We start from the raw sequence: 16,614 nt of genomic DNA, 5'->3' as shown, positions 1-16,614 counted from the left end.
GTTCGCCTTTTTTGTTTTGCCTTCGGCAACCGTCACAGAGAGAGCGTTCAAGCATGTTCGAGTTCTTCCGCAAGTACAACAAGATCGTCATGGGCGTCTTGTTCGTGCTGATCATTCCGTCCTTCGTCCTGTTCGGTGTGGACCGTTACCAGGGCGACCAGAAGGGCGAGAAGGTCGCTCGCGTCGACGGCCACGACATCACGCGCCCGGAATGGGACGTGCAGCATCGCAATGAGGTCGATCGCATCCGCCGCCAGTCGCCCAACGTCGATCCGGCCCTGCTCGATTCGGACGCCGCGCGTTACGCGACGCTCGAGCGCATGGTGCGTGACCGCGTGCTGGCCGCTGCGGCCGCGAAGACGAACATGACGGTGTCGGAGGAACGGCTGACACGCCTGTTCGCCGAAGACACCGGCCTGGCGTCCTTCCGCACCGCGGACGGCCGCTTCGATCGCGAGCGTTTCCAGATGGCCACCGGCCAGACCCCCGAGCAGTACGAAGCGGCCGTGCGCGGCAGCATGGCGACGCAGCAGGTGCTGCTGGGCGTGACGGGCACCGCCTTCGCGACACCGGCCCAGGCGCAGCTCACGCTCGACGCCTTCTTCGACCGACGCGAGGTGCAGATCGCTCGCTTCAACCCGGCCGATTACACAGCGAAGGTGACGGTGAGCGACGCGGACATCGAGGCCTACTACAAGGATCACACCGCGCAGTTCCAGGCGCCCGAACAGGCGAGCGTCGAGTACCTGGTGCTCGATCTGGACGCAGCGAAGAAGAACATCTCGGTGAGCGACGCCGACCTCAAGAGTTACTACGAGCAGAACAGCGCGCGCTTCGGCACGCCCGAAGAGCGACGCGCCAGCCACATCCTGATCACGGCGCCGGCCAGCGCACCGAAGGCCGAGCGCGATGCCGCGCGCGCCAAGGCCGAGCAGTTGCTCGCCGAGGTGAAGAAGGCCCCCGACACCTTCGCCGCGGTGGCCCGCAAGAACTCGCAGGACCCGGGGTCCGCGGAGAAGGGCGGCGACCTCGACTTCGTGTCGCGTGGTGCGATGGTCAAGCCCTTCGAGGACGCGATGTTCGCGCTGAAGAAGGGCGAGATCAGCAATATCGTCGAAACCGAATTCGGCTATCACATCATCAAGCTCGACGATATCAAGCCCGGTGTGGTGCAGCCCTTCGAACAGGCGCGCGCCACGATCGAGAACGAGGTGCGCGCTCAGCAGGCCACGCAGGAGTTCGCGAAGGCCGCCGAGGCCTTCACCGACGCCGTGTACCAGCAGCCGGACAGCCTGCAGCCGGCGGCCGACAAGCTCAAGCTCACCATTCGCAAGGCCAGCGACGTCACGCGCACGCCGGCGCCCGGTGCCACGGGTGCATTGGCCAGCGCCAACTTCCTGAAGGCGCTGTTCGCCGCCGACACCCTGGAGCGCAAGCACAACACGGAGGCCATCGAGATCGGCCCGAACCAGCTCGCGTCCGGCCGCATCGTGCAATACGCACCGGCGCGCACCGTGCCCCTGGCGGAGCTCAAGGACAAGGTGCGAACGCAGCTGGTGGCCGAGAAGGCGGCAGCGCTCGCCAAGGCCGATGGCGAAGCCAAGCTGGCAGCCTGGCGCAGCAACCCGGCCGGCGCCACGCTGGGGGCGCCGGTGACACTGTCGCGCATCGACCCGCAAGCGCAGCCGCAACCGATCGTCGAGGCCGCGCTGCGTGCAGATGCGACCCAATTGCCGGCGCTGGCAGGCGTCGATCTGGGGGCAGACGGCTATGCCGTGCTGCGCGTCGTCAAGCGCCTGGGCCGCACGGCACCCGCCGCGGATGCGGCCAAGCAGGAGAGCGAGCAGTTCGCCCAGGCCGTGGCCGCCGCCGAGAACCTCGCCTACTACAACGTGCTGAAGGCACGTTACAAGGCGGAGATCCTGGTGCCCCGGCCGGATCTGAATCAGCTGGCGGCCCGCTGACTTCTGACGCTATAATCGACGGCTCTGCGGTGGCTGTAGCTCAGCTGGTAGAGTCCCAGATTGTGATTCTGGTCGTCGTGGGTTCGAGTCCCATCAGCCACCCCAACTGCTTCGTATAAGAAAAGCGCCCGTTGTAAGACGGGCGCTTTTTTTGTTTTGGGTACTTGTGGCTATTGCGTTCTGAATTAAAATTCCACTTTTCTCAAACCGACTCTGGGACGCTCAAATGGCATCTACTCTCGCCGACATCAATTCGCAGATCAAAAAGAACGAAGAGCACATTGCGCAATTGCGCAAGCAAGCCGAGGAGCTGCGCAATCACGAACGCGCCGGGGTGATCGAGGAGATTCGCCTGAAGATTGCGGAATTCGGTTTGACGGCTGCGGACCTCAAGCTGTCGACGCGGGCTGCAGGCAAGCGCAGCGTGAGCGCGGCACCTGCGAAAGCTGCCAAGTACCGCGGTCCGTCGGGCGAGACGTGGTCGGGTGGCCGTGGCCGCAAGCCGCGCTGGGTCACCGAGGTGCTCGCAGCGGGCAAGTCGCTCTCCGATTACGAGATCTAAGTAACGCGTTTTGCGCCGACGGCGCCGTGCAAAAGGCCCGCAGATGCGGGCCTTTTTCGTTGGCGTTGTCTCGTGGTCAGTTCACCATCACCAGCTTGCCTTTGACGCTCCGCGAACCCATGTGGGCATAGGCCGCTTTCAATTCGGCCATGGGCATGGTGCTGTCGATCACCGGCTTGATCTTTCCCTGCGCATACCACGTCGCCAATTCCGACATCATTCGTGCATTCGCCTTCGGTTCGCGCCGGGCGAAGTCGCCCCAGAACACGCCGACAATCGATGCACCCTTGAGCAGCGTCAGATTGAGCGGAAGCGCGGGAATGGCGCCTCCAGCGAATCCGACCACGAGATAGCGACCGCGCCATGCAATGGAGCGGAATGCCGGTTCGGCGAAGTCGCCGCCGACCGGGTCGTAGATCACGTCGGGCCCCTGGCCGCCGGTGGCTTCCTTGATCGCATCGCGAAAGCCGGTCGGCAGGGCGTGCGTCGTGTAATTGATGCTGCGGTCGGCGCCGAGCGATTCGCAGAGCGCGCATTTCTCGTCGGTCGATGCGGCGGCTATTACCGTCGCGCCGGCGGCCTTGGCGATCTGGATTGCGGCCGTGCCAACGCCGCCCGCCGCACCGAGGACCAGCACCGTTTCTCCGGCCTTCAGTTGTGCCCGGTCCATGAGCGCGTGCCACGACGTGCCGTAGGTCATGATGAAGGCGGCCGCGTCGATCAGGTCGAAGCCCGCGGGCAAGGGCATGCACAGCGCGGCTGGCGCGATCACGTGCGTGGCGAAGCCGCCGGTGCCGGAGAGGCAGGCCACGTGTTGGCCGGGCTCGAGGTGGGTGACGCCGTCGCCGACGGACTGCACGACGCCTGCGTACTCCGAACCCGGCACGAAGGGCAGCGGCGGCTTCATCTGGTATTTGTTCTGGACGATCAAGAGGTCGGGGAAGTTCAGGCTCGCGGCCTTGATCTCGATCAGCACCTGCCCCGGGCCGGGGGTGGGCGTGGGCAGTTCCTTCCAGTTCAGCGCGTCGACGCCGGTCGGGTTGTCGCAAAGCCAGGCATGCATGCAGATGTCTCCTTCGATGGGTCGCTCGGACCGGGGTGCGGCCCATGATAGGGGGCACGGGATGCGCTTCTTGTCCCTGCGGCGACCGGCCCGCGGCCTACAATCGCGCGCACTCCCAGATGCCATGAAGATACTCATTTCCAACGACGACGGCTTCCAGGCTCCCGGCATCGTCGCCCTGAACGATGCGCTCAAGGACCTCGCCGATGTCGAGGTGATCGCCCCGGAGCACAACAACAGCGCCAAGTCGAATGCGCTGACGCTGGCCGCACCGCTGTACGTTCACCAGGCCCACAACGGATTTCGCTACGTCACGGGCACGCCCGCCGATTGCGTGCACATCGCGCTCAAGGGGGTGCTCGGCTACAGGCCCGACCTGGTCGTGTCGGGGATCAACAACGGCGCCAACATGGGCGACGACACCATCTATTCCGGGACCGTCGGCGCGGCGATGGAGGCCTACCTCTTCGGCGTTCCGGCCATCGCCTTCTCGCAGATCGAAAAGGGCTGGGCGCATATCGATGCGGCTGCGCAGGTCGCACGCCGCCTAGTCGAACGCATCGAGCGCGAGCGCATGCTCGAAGGGCCGGCGTGGCTGTTGAACGTCAACATTCCGAACCGGCCTTTCGACGCGTTGAAGCCCATCAAGGTCTGTCGTCTCGGTCGCCGGCATGCGGCGGAAAAGGTGATCACCCAGGAGAGTCCGCGCGGCGAAACCATGTACTGGATCGCCGGTGCCGGGGGCGCCAAGGATAGCGGCGAAGGCACCGATTTCCATGCCACGTCCGAAGGCCATGTGGCGCTCACGCCCTTGCAGATCGATTTGACGGACCACGCCAATCTCGGCCAATGGCGCGACACCGTGACGCGTCTGCTGCGGTGACCGTGCGCCCCCTGTCGCGCAGCGGGAGCTGCCGCTGATGTCATCCAAGCCGCCTTCGAGGCCGGGGTTCCCGGTGCGTCTGACGCCCACGGCATCCGCCGTCACCCGAGGCCGTCAACCCGCCGTCCCGGTTCGCCCTCTGGTGCCGACCGCGCCATCGATGGCTTCCGACGCCATCCGTGCACGGATGGTGCAGCGTCTGGCCGCGCAAGGCGTGGCCGATGCGCGCGTGCTGCGGGCCATGGGCGCGGTCGAGCGGCATCGTTTCGTCGACAGCGCGCTCGTCAACCAGGCCTACGAGGACACCAGCCTGCCGATCGGCCTGGGCCAGACGATCTCCAAGCCCAACGTGGTGGCGCGCATGATCGAACTGCTGCTCGGGGCACCGGCGCTGGCCGGCAAGCCGAACGAAAGGCTGGGCCGGGTGCTGGAGATCGGCACCGGATGCGGCTATCAGGCCACCGTGCTGAGCCACGTGGCGAGCGAGGTCTACAGCATCGAACGGCTGCGCGGGTTGCACGAGCGCGCCCGGGCGAACCTGCGGCCGTTCCGGCTGGCGACGGTGCACCTCCTGCTCGGCGACGGCATGGTGGGCTATGCCAAGGGCGGACCCTACGCCGGCATCATTGCGGCGGCGGGCGGCGAGGCCGTGCCCGACGCCTGGGTCGAGCAGTTGGCGGTCGGCGGGCGCATCGTGGCGCCGACCCATTCGCCCGGCGGCGGACAGGCATTGGTCGTGATCGATAAAACCGTCACGGGACTGCAACGCCGCGTTCTTGAGGCGGTTCATTTTGTCCCCCTAAAATCGGGGATTGCTTGAAGGACGAACACATGCAGGGTTTTGGCAATCGGCGCTGGGCGGCTGGTTTGATGTTGGCGTCGGTGCTCGTGGTTGCAGGGTGTGCTTCGCCGAGCGGTCCCGTGCCGGTCGAAGACCGCGGCATCATGGCCCGCGGCAACGGCAGTACCACCCCGCTTGCGCCGGGTCTTCCACCCATCACCACCGACGCGTCCGGCAAACCGCTGCCGGGCATCGAGAACTACGGCAAGCCGGGCTACTACGCCGTGCGTCCCGGTGACACCATCCGCCGCATTGCCAGCGAGACCGGCCAGACCTGGCAGAACATCGCGCGCTGGAACAACCTCGACAATCCGGACCTGATCGAAGTCGGGCAGGTCCTGCGGGTGATCGCGCCGGGCGCCAGCGTCGCGGCGGCGGCCACGGTAGAGCCCAACGGCGTCGTGACGCGGCCGGTCGCGCCGCAAGCCACCGTGACGCCGTCGGCACCCGGGGCGGCGGCCAGTGCCCCGGCCAAGCCGGCGACGCCGCCTGCTGCGGCGTCGGGTGACGACGACCTCGGCTGGATCTGGCCTGCGCACGGCACGCTTATCGCCGGTTTCGACGAAGCCAAGAACAAGGGCCTGGACATCAGCGGCAAGGCGGGCGATTCGGTGCTCGCCGCGGCCGATGGGCGTGTGGTGTACGCCGGCGCCGGATTGCGCGGCTACGGCAACCTCATCATCCTGAAGCACAACAACACCTACCTCACCGCCTATGCGCACAACCAGGCGCTGCTGGTGAAGGAAGACCAGTCGGTGCAGAAGGGGCAGAAGATCGCGGAAATGGGCAACAGCGATGCCGACCGTGTGAAGCTCCACTTCGAGATCCGCCGCCAGGGCAAGCCGGTCGACCCGGCGCGTTATCTGCCCTCGCGCCAGTAGCCCGCCGCATCCCCACGACGACGGCGCGCCCCAGCGCGCGCCGTGCGGCATCGGGCCGCCTGAGACAATCCAGCATGACCGAAAAGACAGAAAAAGGCGGCACGGCCCCGGCTGCCCCCGATGCCCGCGATGAATGGCTGACCGTCGAGTCGCTCGACCTCGAGGCCCAGGGCGTGGCCCACAAGGCAGACGGGATGGTGGTGTTCATCGAAGGCGCCTTGCCCTTCGAGGAAGTGCAGTTCAACCAGCATCGCAAGAAGAACAACTGGGCCCAGGGTACGGTCAGCGCGATCCGCCGCGAGTCGTCTCAGCGCGTGCGCCCCGGCTGTCCGCACTTCGGGCTGCACACCGGCGCCTGCGGCGGCTGCAAGATGCAGCACCTCGACGCGGTGGCCCAGGTGGCGGTCAAGCAGCGGGCGCTGGAAGACAACCTGTGGCACCTCGGCAAGGTGAAGCCCGAGAACGTGTTGCGTCCGCTGGAAGGGCCGGCCTGGCACTACCGCTATCGGGCGCGGCTGTCGGTGCGTCACGTGGTGAAGAAGGGCACGGTGCTGATCGGCTTTCACGAGCGCAAGAGCCGCTACCTCGCCGACATGCAAGTGTGTCCGGTGCTGCCCGCGCCGGTGAGCGACATGCTGATGCCGCTGCGCGCGCTCATCGGTTCGCTCGACGCCCACGACACGTGTCCGCAGATCGAACTGGCCTGCGGCGATGCGCCGGACGGCATCGGGCTGGGCGTGATCGCTTTGGTGCTGCGCCATCTGGAGCCGCTGTCCGCCGCTGACCTGCAGCGCCTGCGCGACTTCGCGTCGTTGAACCCTGGCGTGCAGTGGTGGCTGCAGCCCAAGGGGCCGGACACGGTCAAGTTGCTCGACGAGGGCGGCCCGGTGCTGTCCTATGCCCTGCCTGCTTTCGGCGTCACGATGCCATTCAAACCGACGGACTTCACGCAGGTCAACCCGCACATCAACCGCGTGCTGGTCGGGCGCGCCCTCCGGCTGCTCGACGTGCAGGCCGACGAGCGCGTGATCGACTGGTTCTGCGGCCTGGGAAATTTCACGCTGCCACTGGCCACGCGTGCGCGCGAGGTGCTGGGTATCGAGGGCAGCGACACGCTGGTCGGCCGGGCCACCGACAACTTCGAGCGCAACCGCCCGGCCGTGCCGCCGCGCGGCGCGCTGGCGCCCACGCGCTTCGTGGCGCGCAACCTGTTCGAGATGACGCCGGAGATGCTGGTGGCCGATGGCGCCGCCGACAAATGGCTGGTCGACCCGCCGCGCGAAGGCGCCTTCGCGCTGGCCAAGGCCTTGGCCGACCTGCATCAGCAGGAAGGTGGACTGCCCTCAGGCTGGACGGCGCCGAAGCGCATCGTCTACGTGAGCTGCAACCCGTCGACGCTGGCGCGCGACGCCGGCCTGCTGGTGCATCAGGCCGGGTACCGCTGCACGGCGGCCGGCGTGGTCAACATGTTTCCGCACACGGCGCACGTCGAATCGATCGCCGTCTTCGACCGGCCATGAAGAAAGGCCCCGACGGGGCCTTTCTTGTATGGAGCGGGCGAACCGGTCAGTCGCGCTCGCCGCCGAAGATGCCGAGCAGCGCCAGCAGGCTCTGGAACACGTTGAAGAGATCCAAGTAAAGCGCCAGTGTCGCGCTGATGTAGTTGGTCTCGCCGCCGTCGATGATCTGCTTCAGGTCGTACAGCATGTAGGCCGAGAAGATCGCGATGGCAGCCACCGAGATCGCCATCATGCCCGCGCTCGATCCGACGAAGATGTTGATGACCGCACCCACCATCAGCACCATGGCGCCGACGAAGAGCCACTTGCCCATGCTCGACAGGTCGCGCTTGATGACGGTGGCGAGCGACGCCATCGCGAAGAACACGCCGGCTGTGCCGCCGAACGCGATCATGATGAGGTCGGAGCCGTTCTTGAAACCCAGCACCATGGCGATCAGCCGCGACAGCATCAGGCCCATGAAGAAGGTGAAGGCCAGCAGCACCGGCACGCCGGCGGCCGAGTTCTTGGTTTTCTCGATGGCGAACATGAAGCCGAAGGCGCCGCCCATGAACACGATGAGGCCGAGGCCGCCCGTGAGCGAACGGGTGATGCCGGTGGCCACGCCCATCCAGGCGCCCAGAACGGTGGGCAGCAGGCTCAGGGCCAGCAGCCAGTAGGTGTTGCGCAGGACGCGCTGGCGCTCCGCCTGAGGCAGGGTCTGGCCATAGCCGACGGCGGTGTCGAGGGTGTTGACGCGGTCGTTCATTGCTGAAACTCCTGGGGTTGGCTGCGGACTGCAGGTCAGCGCTCATTTTAGGACGCGGGCCAGCCGGTTCGTGACAAAAAGCGCATGCCCCTGTTCCGGCATCCGGAAAACGGCCAAGCGGATGCGCGCGCTATGCTTGCAGGCTTTTCCAACCACCCGTTCCAGCCATGAAGACCAAGTCCTTTCTCGAACTCGCCGACGTCAAGGCCATCGCGGCAGCTGCCGAAGCCGAAGCGCTCAAGAACAACTGGGCCGTGACGATCGCGATCTCGGACGACGCAGGCAACCTGCTGTGGCTGCAGCGTCTGGATGGCGCCGCAGCGCTGTCGTCGCACATCGCGCCGGCCAAGGCCCACACGGCGGCGATGGGCCGTCGCGACAGCAAGGTCTACGAAGACATCATCAATGGCGGACGCACCGCGTTCCTGACGGCACCGGTGGTGCAGGGGCTGCTCGAGGGCGGTGTGCCGATCATGAAGGACGGCCACGTGATCGGGGCGGTGGGTGTGAGCGGCGTGAAGTCGAACGAAGACGCACAGATCGCCAAGGCCGGCATCGCAGCGCTCGGTCTCTGAGATTCGCAACCGGCCGTTGCAAAGCAAAACGCCGACCTGAGGGTCGGCGTTTTCGTTGAAGCGGTGTCAAGGTGGAAAAAAAGCTTGGCTAGTCGGCGAACCGTTGGCTAGCAAAAAACGACCCTTCGGAGAGTGATCTCCTCGAGTCGCCCCACGATGAAACTTGCGCGAGGGGCGGGCTGATCGCGATCACTTGGTGAGGATCAGCTTGCCGAGTTTGGTGGCTTGCAGGCGGTAGAGCGAGCCGTTGTGCATGATGCCCACGGTCTTGCTGCCACGCAGCAATTCGGTGCTTTCGACCAGGGGCGCTGGCCGGGCGACAGGTAACGACCCCGTGCCACTGCCCGACTGGTCGAGCGAGGGATGGCTCAGAACGGAGAAGGCGTTGGGTGTTGCGGGCATCTGGGTTCCTTTGGCGAACGATTATTGAATGATATTTATTCTCAATAAAAAAGTCAATCGGCGCGATCGATTTATTTGTTTCAGCCGCCGGTCGAGGGCCCGTTACTTCGCCGCGTCGGGCTCGGTGATGAACCCGATCTTGCGCACGCCGGCTTCGCGCGCAGCGGACATCGCCTGCGCGACGCGCTCGTAGCGCACCGCCTTGTCGCCGCGGATGTGCAGTTCGGGCTGCGGATCCTTGGCCGCCTCGGCGGCCAGCCGTGTCTTGAGCGCGCTGTCCTCGATCTTGTTCTCGTTCCAGTAATAGGTGCCGTCGGCCGCCACGGTGAACAGGATGTTCTGCGGCTTGGTCTGTTCCGGCTCGCTGGTGGCCTGGGGCAGGTCGATGTTCACGGCGTGCTTCATCACCGGCACGGTGATGATGAAGATGATCAGCAGCACCAGCATGACGTCGACCAGCGGCGTCATGTTGATCTCGTTCATCACCTCATCGGGTTCGTCTTGGGTTCCGAAGGCCATGGCGGTTACCCCTTCTTGAGCGGCACGATGGTCGCGTCGGTCGACTGCACGCGCGCGCCGGTCACGAAGTAGGCATGCAGGTCGTGCGCGAAGCTGTTGAGCTTGGTCAGCACGAACTTGTTGCCGCGCACCAGCGCGTTGTAGCCCAGCACGGCGGGGATGGCGACCGCGAGGCCGAGCGCCGTCATGATGAGCGCCTCGCCGATCGGGCCGGCGACCTTGTCGATGGTGGCCTGGCCGGCCGAGCTGATGCTCATCAGTGCGTGGTAGATGCCCCACACCGTGCCGAAGAGGCCGATGAACGGCGCGGTCGAGCCGACCGAGGCCAGCACGGCCAGGCCGGATTGCAGGCGCGCGGTGAATTCGTCGATGCCGTTGCGCAGCGAACGCGTGATCCAGTCGCTCACGTCGAGCGCGTCGTGCAGATGCACCTTGGTGTTGCGATGGTGCGCCGCGGCTTCGCGGCCTTCGAGGGCCAGCGCGCGGAAAGGGTTGCTTTCGTCCTTGCCGAGCTTGTTCAGCGCGGTGGCGAAGTCCTCGCTGTGCCAGAAATCCTGCGAGTGCTTCGCCAGGCGCTTGTACTTGATGACGTCCAGCGCCTTGATGAAGATCACGATCCAGGACGCGAGCGACATGCCGATCAGCAGCACGGCGACGGCCTTGGTGACGATGTCGCCCTGACTCCATAGGTTCATCAGGCCAAAGTGGGAATCCATTGCTGCAGCTCCAAGAGGTTATTGAGAAAGTACGAATCTGATCGGCGCCTTGAACACGAAGACAGTGGACTCGTCAATCCCCGGCTGCCTGATGGGCGTGATCTGTGAAGACATCACGGCTTCGCGCGCCGCTTGGTCGAGTCGGTCATAACCGCTCGACTTGAAAATCTCTGCGCGCTTAGGAATGCCCTGCGCGTTGTAGTAGACCGAGACGATAACGGTACCGGTTTCGCCCAAGCGCTTGCTCATGACCGGGAATACGGCTCTTGGCTCGTGGATGTATCGCGTCTGTCCCTCGGTTAACTCGACCTGCTTCAAGACAGGCGGTGCTGGGGGTGCAGGTGGAGGTGCCGGCGGTGCTGGCGGTGCTGGCGGTGCCGGAGGCACTTGTGGTGCGGGTGACGGAGGAGGCGGTTCAATGACGCCGATGGGCGCATCCGGCGCAGGTGCCGGCGTGCGGATGGCCATCTGACGCGGCGGTGGCGGCGTCCGGACTTCTTTGGGCTTGGGGGCCGGAGGAGGCGGAGGCGGTGGTGGCGGCGGGTCCTTGGGCTTGGGCGGCTCGATGAGCTCGCTCAGGATTTCCACGGGAATCACCACTTCGGCGGCCTTGCGGATCAGTCCGCTCTGCAGCGCCCAGAGCGCAGCCACGTGGAACAGCACCACGCTGCCGGCGATGACCGCGTTGCGCGACAGGCCCAGCACGGTGGGGGGAGACGAAGAAAAGCGGTCGGACACGATTTACCCATCGATCGGAGCATGCCAGGGCACACCCTACTTGCAGCTCAAACCGCTGTCTACTTGCGAAAGATCCACCAGACCGAGCCGGCGACGAAAATCAGGCTGCCAGCGAGTGCCGTGAGGAATTCCATGCGTTGCTCTCCTGAATGGAAGTGGCAAGCTGGATGGCCCGGGTCCCGTCGCCGCGGTGAAGCGCTGCGACAGGATGCGAGGCGCTGCACTGCGCGACCACGTCGCGGGCGCATCCCTCGCATTGGCCGCACTGCGTGGCCACCCCCAGTTCAAACTGCACTTCGTCGAAGGTCATGCCGGCGCGCGCATGGCGGGCGATTTCCCGGTCGGACACTCGGCGGCACACGCAGACGATCATGGCAGTGAGGGCGCTTTGGCTGGCTGGTTGAAGGAGTCCGATTATAAATACGAATTCGTCGCATTTGCAATTGTTATGGCGTTGCCCTTGACGGCCGGTCGGCCTTGCGGCTCACAACTCCGACCACATCCGGAGGAGGTTGTGGTAGTGGCCTGTGAGTGCCACCGTTTCTTCGGTGTCACCCAGGCGGCCCCTTAACTTCTGGATCGACTGGTCGAGCTCGAAGAGCATCCCGCGCCGCTGGTCGTCACGGACCATGCTCTGGAGCCAGAAGAAAGAACAGATTCGCGCGCCGCGGGTGACGGGGTGCACCCGATGCAGGCTGCTCGACGGGTACAGGATCAGGTCGCCGGCCGGCAGCTTCACCTCGTGCGTGCCGTAGGTGTCCACCACTTCGATATCACCCCCTTCGTAGTCGTCCGGATCGCAGAGAAAGAGCGTGCACGACAGGTCGGTGCGCAACTGCACGCCGGTGCCCGGCACCGTGCGTACCGAACCATCGATGTGCAGCCCGTAGTTTTCGCCACCCTCGTAGCGATTGAAGAGAGGCGGCACGAAGCGCAGAGGCAGTGCGGCGGAGAAGAAGAGCGGGTGCCGTGCCAGGGCGGCCAGTACGCTTCGGCCGAGTTCCTGGCTGACGGGGGAGTGCTCAGGCAACTGCCGGTTGTGCTTGACCTGTGCGCCCTGCGCGCCCACTGTTTCGCGGCCGTCCACCCACTCGGCGGCCTCCAGCGCGTCGCGCAACCCGCGCACTTCGGCGGAACTCAATACGTCGGGGACATGCAGCATCATGAGGTGAGGCTTTCCAAAGGAAAAAGCCCCGGCCGAAGGGCCGGGGCTCGAGTGTCGCACCGCATGCAGTGCGACGTTTTGATCAGGCTCAGAAAGTGAAATTGGCGGTGATGCGGGCCGTGCGCGGGGCGCCCGGCGTGTAGCGGTAGCCGCTCTTGTTGATGGCTGCGACGTATTCCTTGTCGAACACGTTGTACACATTGAACTGCAGGTCGACGTTCTTGCTGATTCGATAGGAAGCCATGGCGTCGACCACCCAGTACGAATCGACCGAAGCGGGCGTACCCACGGCACCGTCGCTGCCGCGCAGCAGCTTGCCGTTGAAGCGCGCACCGGCGCCGATGGTCAGGCCGAAGGGCAGTCGGTAGGTGGTCCAGGACGTAAAGGCGTTCTTGGGTGTGTAGGCCAGTGCCGTACCGCCGTCCGCCAGCACCGTCGGCCCGCTCGCCACCCTGGTGTTCATGGTGGTGAAGCCCGCGCTGGCGCCCCAGTTCGGCGTGATCGCACCCGACAGGCCCAACTCGATGCCCTGCACGCGCTTCTTGCCGGTCTGGTAGTACACGGCGGTGTTGGTCGGGTCCTGCACCACTTCATTGGTGACCTCGGTGCGATAGAGCGCGGCCGTCACGGCCAGCTTCTTGTCGATCAGGTCCCACTTGGTGCCCACCTCGGCGGTCTTGGCCTTCTGCGGCTCGTAGTTGACATTGGCCGCGCTGTTGGCCGACGTGCTCAGCGAGAAGTTGGCGCCGCCCGGTGGCTGTGCGGCCGTGCCGTAGGCGGCATAGATGCTGCCGTTCTCGGCCGGTTTGTAGACCACGCCGAGCTTGCCGGTCACCAGGTTGTCGCCCGTGTGCAGCGACGACGACACCAGCGTGCCGACCGGCAGGGTCGGGTTGCTCGCCGCGGTCGACCGGGTGGCGGCCTGGTAGTCGGTGCTGTAGTGATCGAAGCGCAGCCCGCCGGTCAACTGCCATTTCTCATTGAGCTTGATGGTGTCGAACACGTAGAGCGCCGCCGTGTCGGTGCTGCCCTTGCTGTCGGCGCCGTTGCGGATGCGGCGGTAGCCGCTCACATTCGGGTTGGGGTTGTAGAGGTTGGCCGCGGGCCAGGAGCCATTGCCCACCGCGGTGCCGTTGGCCGTTGCATTGGCCCCGAAGTAGCCATTGCTGTCCTGCTCCTCGTGGGTCAGTTCGATGCCGGCGTTGAGCGAGTGGCTCAGACTGCCGGTGTCGAACTTGGCGCTGACATTGGTCTGGTTGGTGAAGATCTTGTTGACCTGGTCTTTGTTGGTCGGCAGGCTGCGCGCGATCGTCCAACTGGCGGGATTGCCGGGCGTGGCCCCGCCGGTCGTGGTGTTCAGGTTGGCGGTGTTGCCCATGAAGGCGCTCAGCATGTAGTCCTGCGAGGTCTTGCCGTAGCGGGTGGTGTTGCGCAGGGTCACGTCGGGGGTGAGGTCATGCTCGACGCGTGCGGTGAACATGTCGGACTTGACCTTGTCGAAGTCCGAGGTGGTGCCGTAGAAGTTCGACGAGTTCACCCGTGCGGCGCTGCTGAGGTAGCTGCGTCCGTCCGGCGCGCGGTAGCCCGGCAGGCCGATGGTGGGCACGCCGCCGTCGGGCACGTTGTCCTGGTCCACGTGCACATAGTCGAAGTACAGGCGTGTGGGGCTGTTGAGGCCGAGGGCGATCGACGGCGCGAAGGCGCTGCGCTTGTTCTTGACGTCGTCGCGCCCCGCCACGTCCGAGTCTTCGACCACGGCGTTCAGGCGGAAGGCGGCGCCGATGCCGTTCTCGCCGCTCAGCGACTTGTTCCAGTCGATGCTGCCGCGCTTGAAGTCGGCGCTGCCGAAGCCGACCGAGCCCGAGAAGCTGTCTTCGAGCGTAGGCTTCTTGGTGATCATGTTGATGTAGCCGGTCGGCGACGTGCGTCCGACATCGGTGCCGGCCGGGCCTTTCACGATCTCGACCTGCTCGATGTTGAAGGTGTCGCGCGAGACGGAGCCCAGGTCGCGGATGCCGTCGACGAAGATGCTGCTGGAACTGTCGAAGCCGCGCATGTAGATCGCGTCGCCGGTGCTGGTGTTGCCGTTCTCGCCGAGGAAGAAGGTGCTGGCGCCGGGCGTGTTGCGCAGCGCTTCGGTCAGCGTCGTTGCGCCTTGTTCGCGCAGGACCTGTTCCTTGATCACCGAGATGGTCTGCGGGGTGTCGACCAACGGCGCCGTGAATTTCGTATTGGCGGAGTTGTCGGCTTTGTAGTCGGGCGCTGCACTGTCCTGCACGCGCACTTCCTGAAGTGTGTTGGCGGTGGTGGTCTGTGCTGCCGCAGGCAGTGCAAATGCGACGAGGGCTGCGGCGGCGGCGCTGCTCAAGGGCGGGGCCGTGCGCGCGACGGCATGCTTGCGGCTTCTGATGTGTGCCATGGAATTCTCCGAGTTGGGCGGCAATTGAGAACTCGACTGGCGGGTCCGGCTTCAGACGCGCGGGCGCGTCGGGCGGATTGGCTGGGTGGAGACGCCCGGGGCGAAAACGCGACGCGGGAGCGCCAGGAATGATAATGACTATCAATACCTTTTGTTGCACGCCCTCTCACGGGATGACAAATTTCCTCTGGATGTTGCTGCGAGACAACTTGCCGGCCGCGCCTTGCGGCGATGGCTTCGCCAACTTCAAGCGGCTGACCGCGCGCTCAGTAGACGTCCCGGCGATAGCGCCCGCTGCCGATCAGTTCGCGCATCTGTCGCTCGCCGGCGATCTGGCGCAGCGCGGCATCGACGCCGCCGGCCATGCCTTGCAGGCTGCCGCACACATAGACCGCCGCGCCGCGCGCCAGCCATGCCTGAACCTCGTCGGCCGCCTGCAGCAATCGGTGCTGCACATAAACGGATTCCGCCTGATCGCGCGAGAAGGCCATGTCGAGCCGACGCAGCACGCCGCTGGCCTGCCATGCGTCGAGTTCGCCCCGGCACAGAGCGTCGTGGGTCGCGCGGCGTTCACCGAAGACGAGCCAGTTCTCGTGCTGGCCGGCCGCTGCCCGGGCGCGAAGGTGACCGCGCAGGCCCGCCAGGCCCGTGCCGTTGCCGATCAGAATCAACGGCCGCTCGGCGTTGTCGCCGAGGCGGAAGTTCGGGTGCGGCCGCAGGCGCATGGCGACGGTGTCGCCGAGTGCGAGTGTGGAAGTCAGCAGGCCGGAGGCCGCACCCAGCGTGCCGTCGGGATGGCGTTCCTGTCGCACCAGCAGTTGCAGTTCGCCATCCGACGGAATCGAGGCGACGGAGTAGTCGCGCGGTCGCGACGGGTCGCTGGTCAGCGCGACCTGCACCAGGTCGCCGGACTGCCAGTCGGGCGCCGCGCCGTGTGGCGCCTGGAAGCCGAGGTGGTAGACCGGGCCGCCTTCGCTGCCCGGATTGAGCAGCTCGCGGGTGACCAGCCGCCAAGGCGCGAAGTCGTCATCGGTCTCGGATGCGCCGCCGCCCCATTGCGCATGCCAGTCCGCCAGCGCGACGGGGTCGCCGTTGTCGACCTCGATGCGAGGGGCCACGGGCACGGCACCGGTGGATTGCAGCCAGGCATCGAGCGCGCGGCCGAAGCCGCAGAAATGGGCGTATTGGCGGTCGCCCAGTGCGAGCAGGGCGTAGCGCAGCGCCGGCAGCGCTTCGACCGTGCCCATACAGCGTTCGGTGAACAGGCTCGCGCCGTCCGGCGCGTCGCCTTCGCCGTAGGTGCTGACCACGAAGAGGGCACGCTGTGCGGCGCGCAAGGTCGTGACGTCGAGGTCGTTCAGCGAGAGCACGCGCACCGGTGTGCCCTGGGCATGCAGCGCACGGCCGGTCTGCCAGGCGATTGCCTCGGCCTGCCCGGTCTGCGTGGCGAAGACGACCAGCACCGTCGATGGCGCGCCGTCGCAGGCCAGCACCGCGGCGGCACTGGCGGCCGCGGCACGGCGACGGCGCTGGCGCCACCAGATCGCCAGGCACATGGCCGCGTACGCGAGCACGAGAAGGCCCGCAGCCCCGATGCGATGGAGAGGCGCTGTCATCG

Annotated in this window: 17 protein-coding genes and 1 tRNA gene; 8 read left to right on the top strand and 10 right to left on the bottom strand. The window is 65.9% G+C overall.

Annotation, left to right across the window (positions count from 1 at the left end; genetic code table 11):
• The first annotated feature begins 53 nt into the window (after positions 1 to 53).
• The 3 genes from N8A90_RS22380 (at position 54) to N8A90_RS22370 (ending at position 2,526) form a co-directional block, all read left to right on the top strand.
• The gene (locus N8A90_RS22380; RefSeq protein WP_262077429.1) at positions 54 to 1,964 is read left to right on the top strand and encodes a SurA N-terminal domain-containing protein; all 1,911 of its coding nucleotides are present in this window, start codon (positions 54 to 56) and stop codon (positions 1,962 to 1,964) included.
• A gap of 29 nt (positions 1,965 to 1,993) precedes the next feature.
• A tRNA-His gene (locus N8A90_RS22375) sits at positions 1,994 to 2,069 on the top strand.
• Between the two features lie 121 nt (positions 2,070 to 2,190).
• On the top strand, positions 2,191 to 2,526 hold the full coding sequence (locus N8A90_RS22370) for an H-NS histone family protein (protein WP_262077428.1): 336 nt from the start codon (positions 2,191 to 2,193) through the stop codon (positions 2,524 to 2,526).
• Between the two features lie 76 nt (positions 2,527 to 2,602).
• Here N8A90_RS22370 and N8A90_RS22365 read toward each other — a convergent pair whose 3' ends face one another.
• Positions 2,603 to 3,589, bottom strand: coding sequence for an NADPH:quinone oxidoreductase family protein (locus N8A90_RS22365; protein ID WP_262077427.1), 987 nt, complete (start codon positions 3,587 to 3,589; stop codon positions 2,603 to 2,605).
• A gap of 124 nt (positions 3,590 to 3,713) precedes the next feature.
• On the opposite strand from N8A90_RS22365, the gene surE reads away from it, so the two are divergent.
• The 4 genes from surE to rlmD all read left to right on the top strand — a co-directional run bounded on the left by surE (position 3,714) and on the right by rlmD (position 7,714).
• The gene (surE, locus tag N8A90_RS22360) at positions 3,714 to 4,472 is read left to right on the top strand and encodes a 5'/3'-nucleotidase SurE (RefSeq protein WP_262077426.1); all 759 of its coding nucleotides are present in this window, start codon (positions 3,714 to 3,716) and stop codon (positions 4,470 to 4,472) included.
• A gap of 37 nt (positions 4,473 to 4,509) precedes the next feature.
• Positions 4,510 to 5,292 carry a protein-L-isoaspartate(D-aspartate) O-methyltransferase gene (locus tag N8A90_RS22355; RefSeq protein WP_410087730.1) on the top strand — a complete coding sequence of 261 codons (783 nt, stop codon included), beginning with the start codon at positions 4,510 to 4,512 and terminating at the stop codon, positions 5,290 to 5,292.
• 11 nt (positions 5,293 to 5,303) lie between these two features.
• Positions 5,304 to 6,194: a peptidoglycan DD-metalloendopeptidase family protein gene (locus N8A90_RS22350; protein WP_262077424.1), complete on the top strand. Its 891-nt coding sequence runs from the start codon at positions 5,304 to 5,306 to the stop codon at positions 6,192 to 6,194.
• Positions 6,195 to 6,268: 74 nt separating this feature from the next.
• Complete coding sequence (gene rlmD / locus N8A90_RS22345; RefSeq protein ID WP_262077423.1) at positions 6,269 to 7,714, top strand: 23S rRNA (uracil(1939)-C(5))-methyltransferase RlmD; 1,446 nt, start codon at positions 6,269 to 6,271, stop codon at positions 7,712 to 7,714.
• Between the two features lie 46 nt (positions 7,715 to 7,760).
• On the opposite strand, the gene N8A90_RS22340 is transcribed toward rlmD, so the two are convergent.
• Positions 7,761 to 8,462 (bottom strand): Bax inhibitor-1/YccA family protein, encoded by a 702-nt coding sequence (locus N8A90_RS22340; protein ID WP_262077422.1) that lies wholly within the window; start codon positions 8,460 to 8,462, stop codon positions 7,761 to 7,763.
• Positions 8,463 to 8,629: 167 nt separating this feature from the next.
• On the opposite strand from N8A90_RS22340, the gene N8A90_RS22335 reads away from it, so the two are divergent.
• A complete protein-coding gene (locus N8A90_RS22335; RefSeq protein ID WP_262077421.1) occupies positions 8,630 to 9,037 on the top strand; it encodes a GlcG/HbpS family heme-binding protein in 408 nt (135 codons plus the stop codon).
• A 189-nt stretch (positions 9,038 to 9,226) separates the two neighbouring features.
• On the opposite strand, the gene hemP is transcribed toward N8A90_RS22335, so the two are convergent.
• From hemP to N8A90_RS22295, 8 genes are all read right to left on the bottom strand, one after another.
• Positions 9,227 to 9,439, bottom strand: coding sequence for a hemin uptake protein HemP (gene hemP, locus N8A90_RS22330; protein WP_262077420.1), 213 nt, complete (start codon positions 9,437 to 9,439; stop codon positions 9,227 to 9,229).
• Positions 9,440 to 9,541: 102 nt separating this feature from the next.
• The gene (locus N8A90_RS22325) at positions 9,542 to 9,958 is read right to left on the bottom strand and encodes an ExbD/TolR family protein (RefSeq protein ID WP_262077419.1); all 417 of its coding nucleotides are present in this window, start codon (positions 9,956 to 9,958) and stop codon (positions 9,542 to 9,544) included.
• A gap of 5 nt (positions 9,959 to 9,963) precedes the next feature.
• The gene (locus N8A90_RS22320) at positions 9,964 to 10,674 is read right to left on the bottom strand and encodes a MotA/TolQ/ExbB proton channel family protein (protein ID WP_262077418.1); all 711 of its coding nucleotides are present in this window, start codon (positions 10,672 to 10,674) and stop codon (positions 9,964 to 9,966) included.
• Positions 10,675 to 10,692: 18 nt separating this feature from the next.
• Positions 10,693 to 11,415, bottom strand: a complete 723-nt coding sequence (locus N8A90_RS22315) for an energy transducer TonB (protein ID WP_410087732.1) — start codon at positions 11,413 to 11,415, stop codon at positions 10,693 to 10,695.
• Positions 11,416 to 11,512: 97 nt separating this feature from the next.
• Positions 11,513 to 11,785 (bottom strand): bacterioferritin-associated ferredoxin, encoded by a 273-nt coding sequence (locus N8A90_RS22310; protein WP_262077416.1) that lies wholly within the window; start codon positions 11,783 to 11,785, stop codon positions 11,513 to 11,515.
• Between the two features lie 111 nt (positions 11,786 to 11,896).
• On the bottom strand, positions 11,897 to 12,577 hold the full coding sequence (locus tag N8A90_RS22305; RefSeq protein ID WP_262077415.1) for a Fe2+-dependent dioxygenase: 681 nt from the start codon (positions 12,575 to 12,577) through the stop codon (positions 11,897 to 11,899).
• An 88-nt stretch (positions 12,578 to 12,665) separates the two neighbouring features.
• The gene (locus tag N8A90_RS22300) at positions 12,666 to 14,996 is read right to left on the bottom strand and encodes a catecholate siderophore receptor Fiu (protein WP_262077414.1); all 2,331 of its coding nucleotides are present in this window, start codon (positions 14,994 to 14,996) and stop codon (positions 12,666 to 12,668) included.
• Positions 14,997 to 15,262: 266 nt separating this feature from the next.
• Positions 15,263 to 16,612 carry a sulfite reductase subunit alpha gene (locus N8A90_RS22295; RefSeq protein ID WP_262077413.1) on the bottom strand — a complete coding sequence of 450 codons (1,350 nt, stop codon included), beginning with the start codon at positions 16,610 to 16,612 and terminating at the stop codon, positions 15,263 to 15,265.
• Positions 16,613 to 16,614: the final 2 nt, after the last annotated feature.

The sequence above is a fragment of the Variovorax sp. N23 genome, from assembly GCF_025486315.1.
Classification (GTDB): domain Bacteria; phylum Pseudomonadota; class Gammaproteobacteria; order Burkholderiales; family Burkholderiaceae_C; genus Variovorax.
This window is presented reverse-complemented; position numbering and strand designations above follow the sequence as displayed.

Excerpts from the sequence above, each read along its gene's own strand:
- N8A90_RS22320 (WP_262077418.1), bottom strand. The coding sequence starts at position 10,674 with ATGGATTCCCACTTTGGCCTGATGAACCTATGGAGTCAGGGCGACATC.
- N8A90_RS22365 (WP_262077427.1), bottom strand. The coding sequence starts at position 3,589 with ATGCATGCCTGGCTTTGCGACAACCCGACCGGCGTCGACGCGCTGAAC.
- N8A90_RS22295 (WP_262077413.1), bottom strand. The coding sequence starts at position 16,612 with ATGACAGCGCCTCTCCATCGCATCGGGGCTGCGGGCCTTCTCGTGCTC.
- N8A90_RS22340 (WP_262077422.1), bottom strand. The coding sequence starts at position 8,462 with ATGAACGACCGCGTCAACACCCTCGACACCGCCGTCGGCTATGGCCAG.
- N8A90_RS22300 (WP_262077414.1), bottom strand. The coding sequence starts at position 14,996 with ATGGCACACATCAGAAGCCGCAAGCATGCCGTCGCGCGCACGGCCCCG.
- surE (WP_262077426.1), top strand. The coding sequence starts at position 3,714 with ATGAAGATACTCATTTCCAACGACGACGGCTTCCAGGCTCCCGGCATC.
- N8A90_RS22380 (WP_262077429.1), top strand. The coding sequence starts at position 54 with ATGTTCGAGTTCTTCCGCAAGTACAACAAGATCGTCATGGGCGTCTTG.
- N8A90_RS22310 (WP_262077416.1), bottom strand. The coding sequence starts at position 11,785 with ATGATCGTCTGCGTGTGCCGCCGAGTGTCCGACCGGGAAATCGCCCGC.
- N8A90_RS22355 (WP_410087730.1), top strand. The coding sequence starts at position 4,510 with ATGTCATCCAAGCCGCCTTCGAGGCCGGGGTTCCCGGTGCGTCTGACG.
- hemP (WP_262077420.1), bottom strand. The coding sequence starts at position 9,439 with ATGCCCGCAACACCCAACGCCTTCTCCGTTCTGAGCCATCCCTCGCTC.
- N8A90_RS22350 (WP_262077424.1), top strand. The coding sequence starts at position 5,304 with ATGCAGGGTTTTGGCAATCGGCGCTGGGCGGCTGGTTTGATGTTGGCG.
- rlmD (WP_262077423.1), top strand. The coding sequence starts at position 6,269 with ATGACCGAAAAGACAGAAAAAGGCGGCACGGCCCCGGCTGCCCCCGAT.
- N8A90_RS22370 (WP_262077428.1), top strand. The coding sequence starts at position 2,191 with ATGGCATCTACTCTCGCCGACATCAATTCGCAGATCAAAAAGAACGAA.
- N8A90_RS22305 (WP_262077415.1), bottom strand. The coding sequence starts at position 12,577 with ATGATGCTGCATGTCCCCGACGTATTGAGTTCCGCCGAAGTGCGCGGG.
- N8A90_RS22335 (WP_262077421.1), top strand. The coding sequence starts at position 8,630 with ATGAAGACCAAGTCCTTTCTCGAACTCGCCGACGTCAAGGCCATCGCG.
- N8A90_RS22325 (WP_262077419.1), bottom strand. The coding sequence starts at position 9,958 with ATGGCCTTCGGAACCCAAGACGAACCCGATGAGGTGATGAACGAGATC.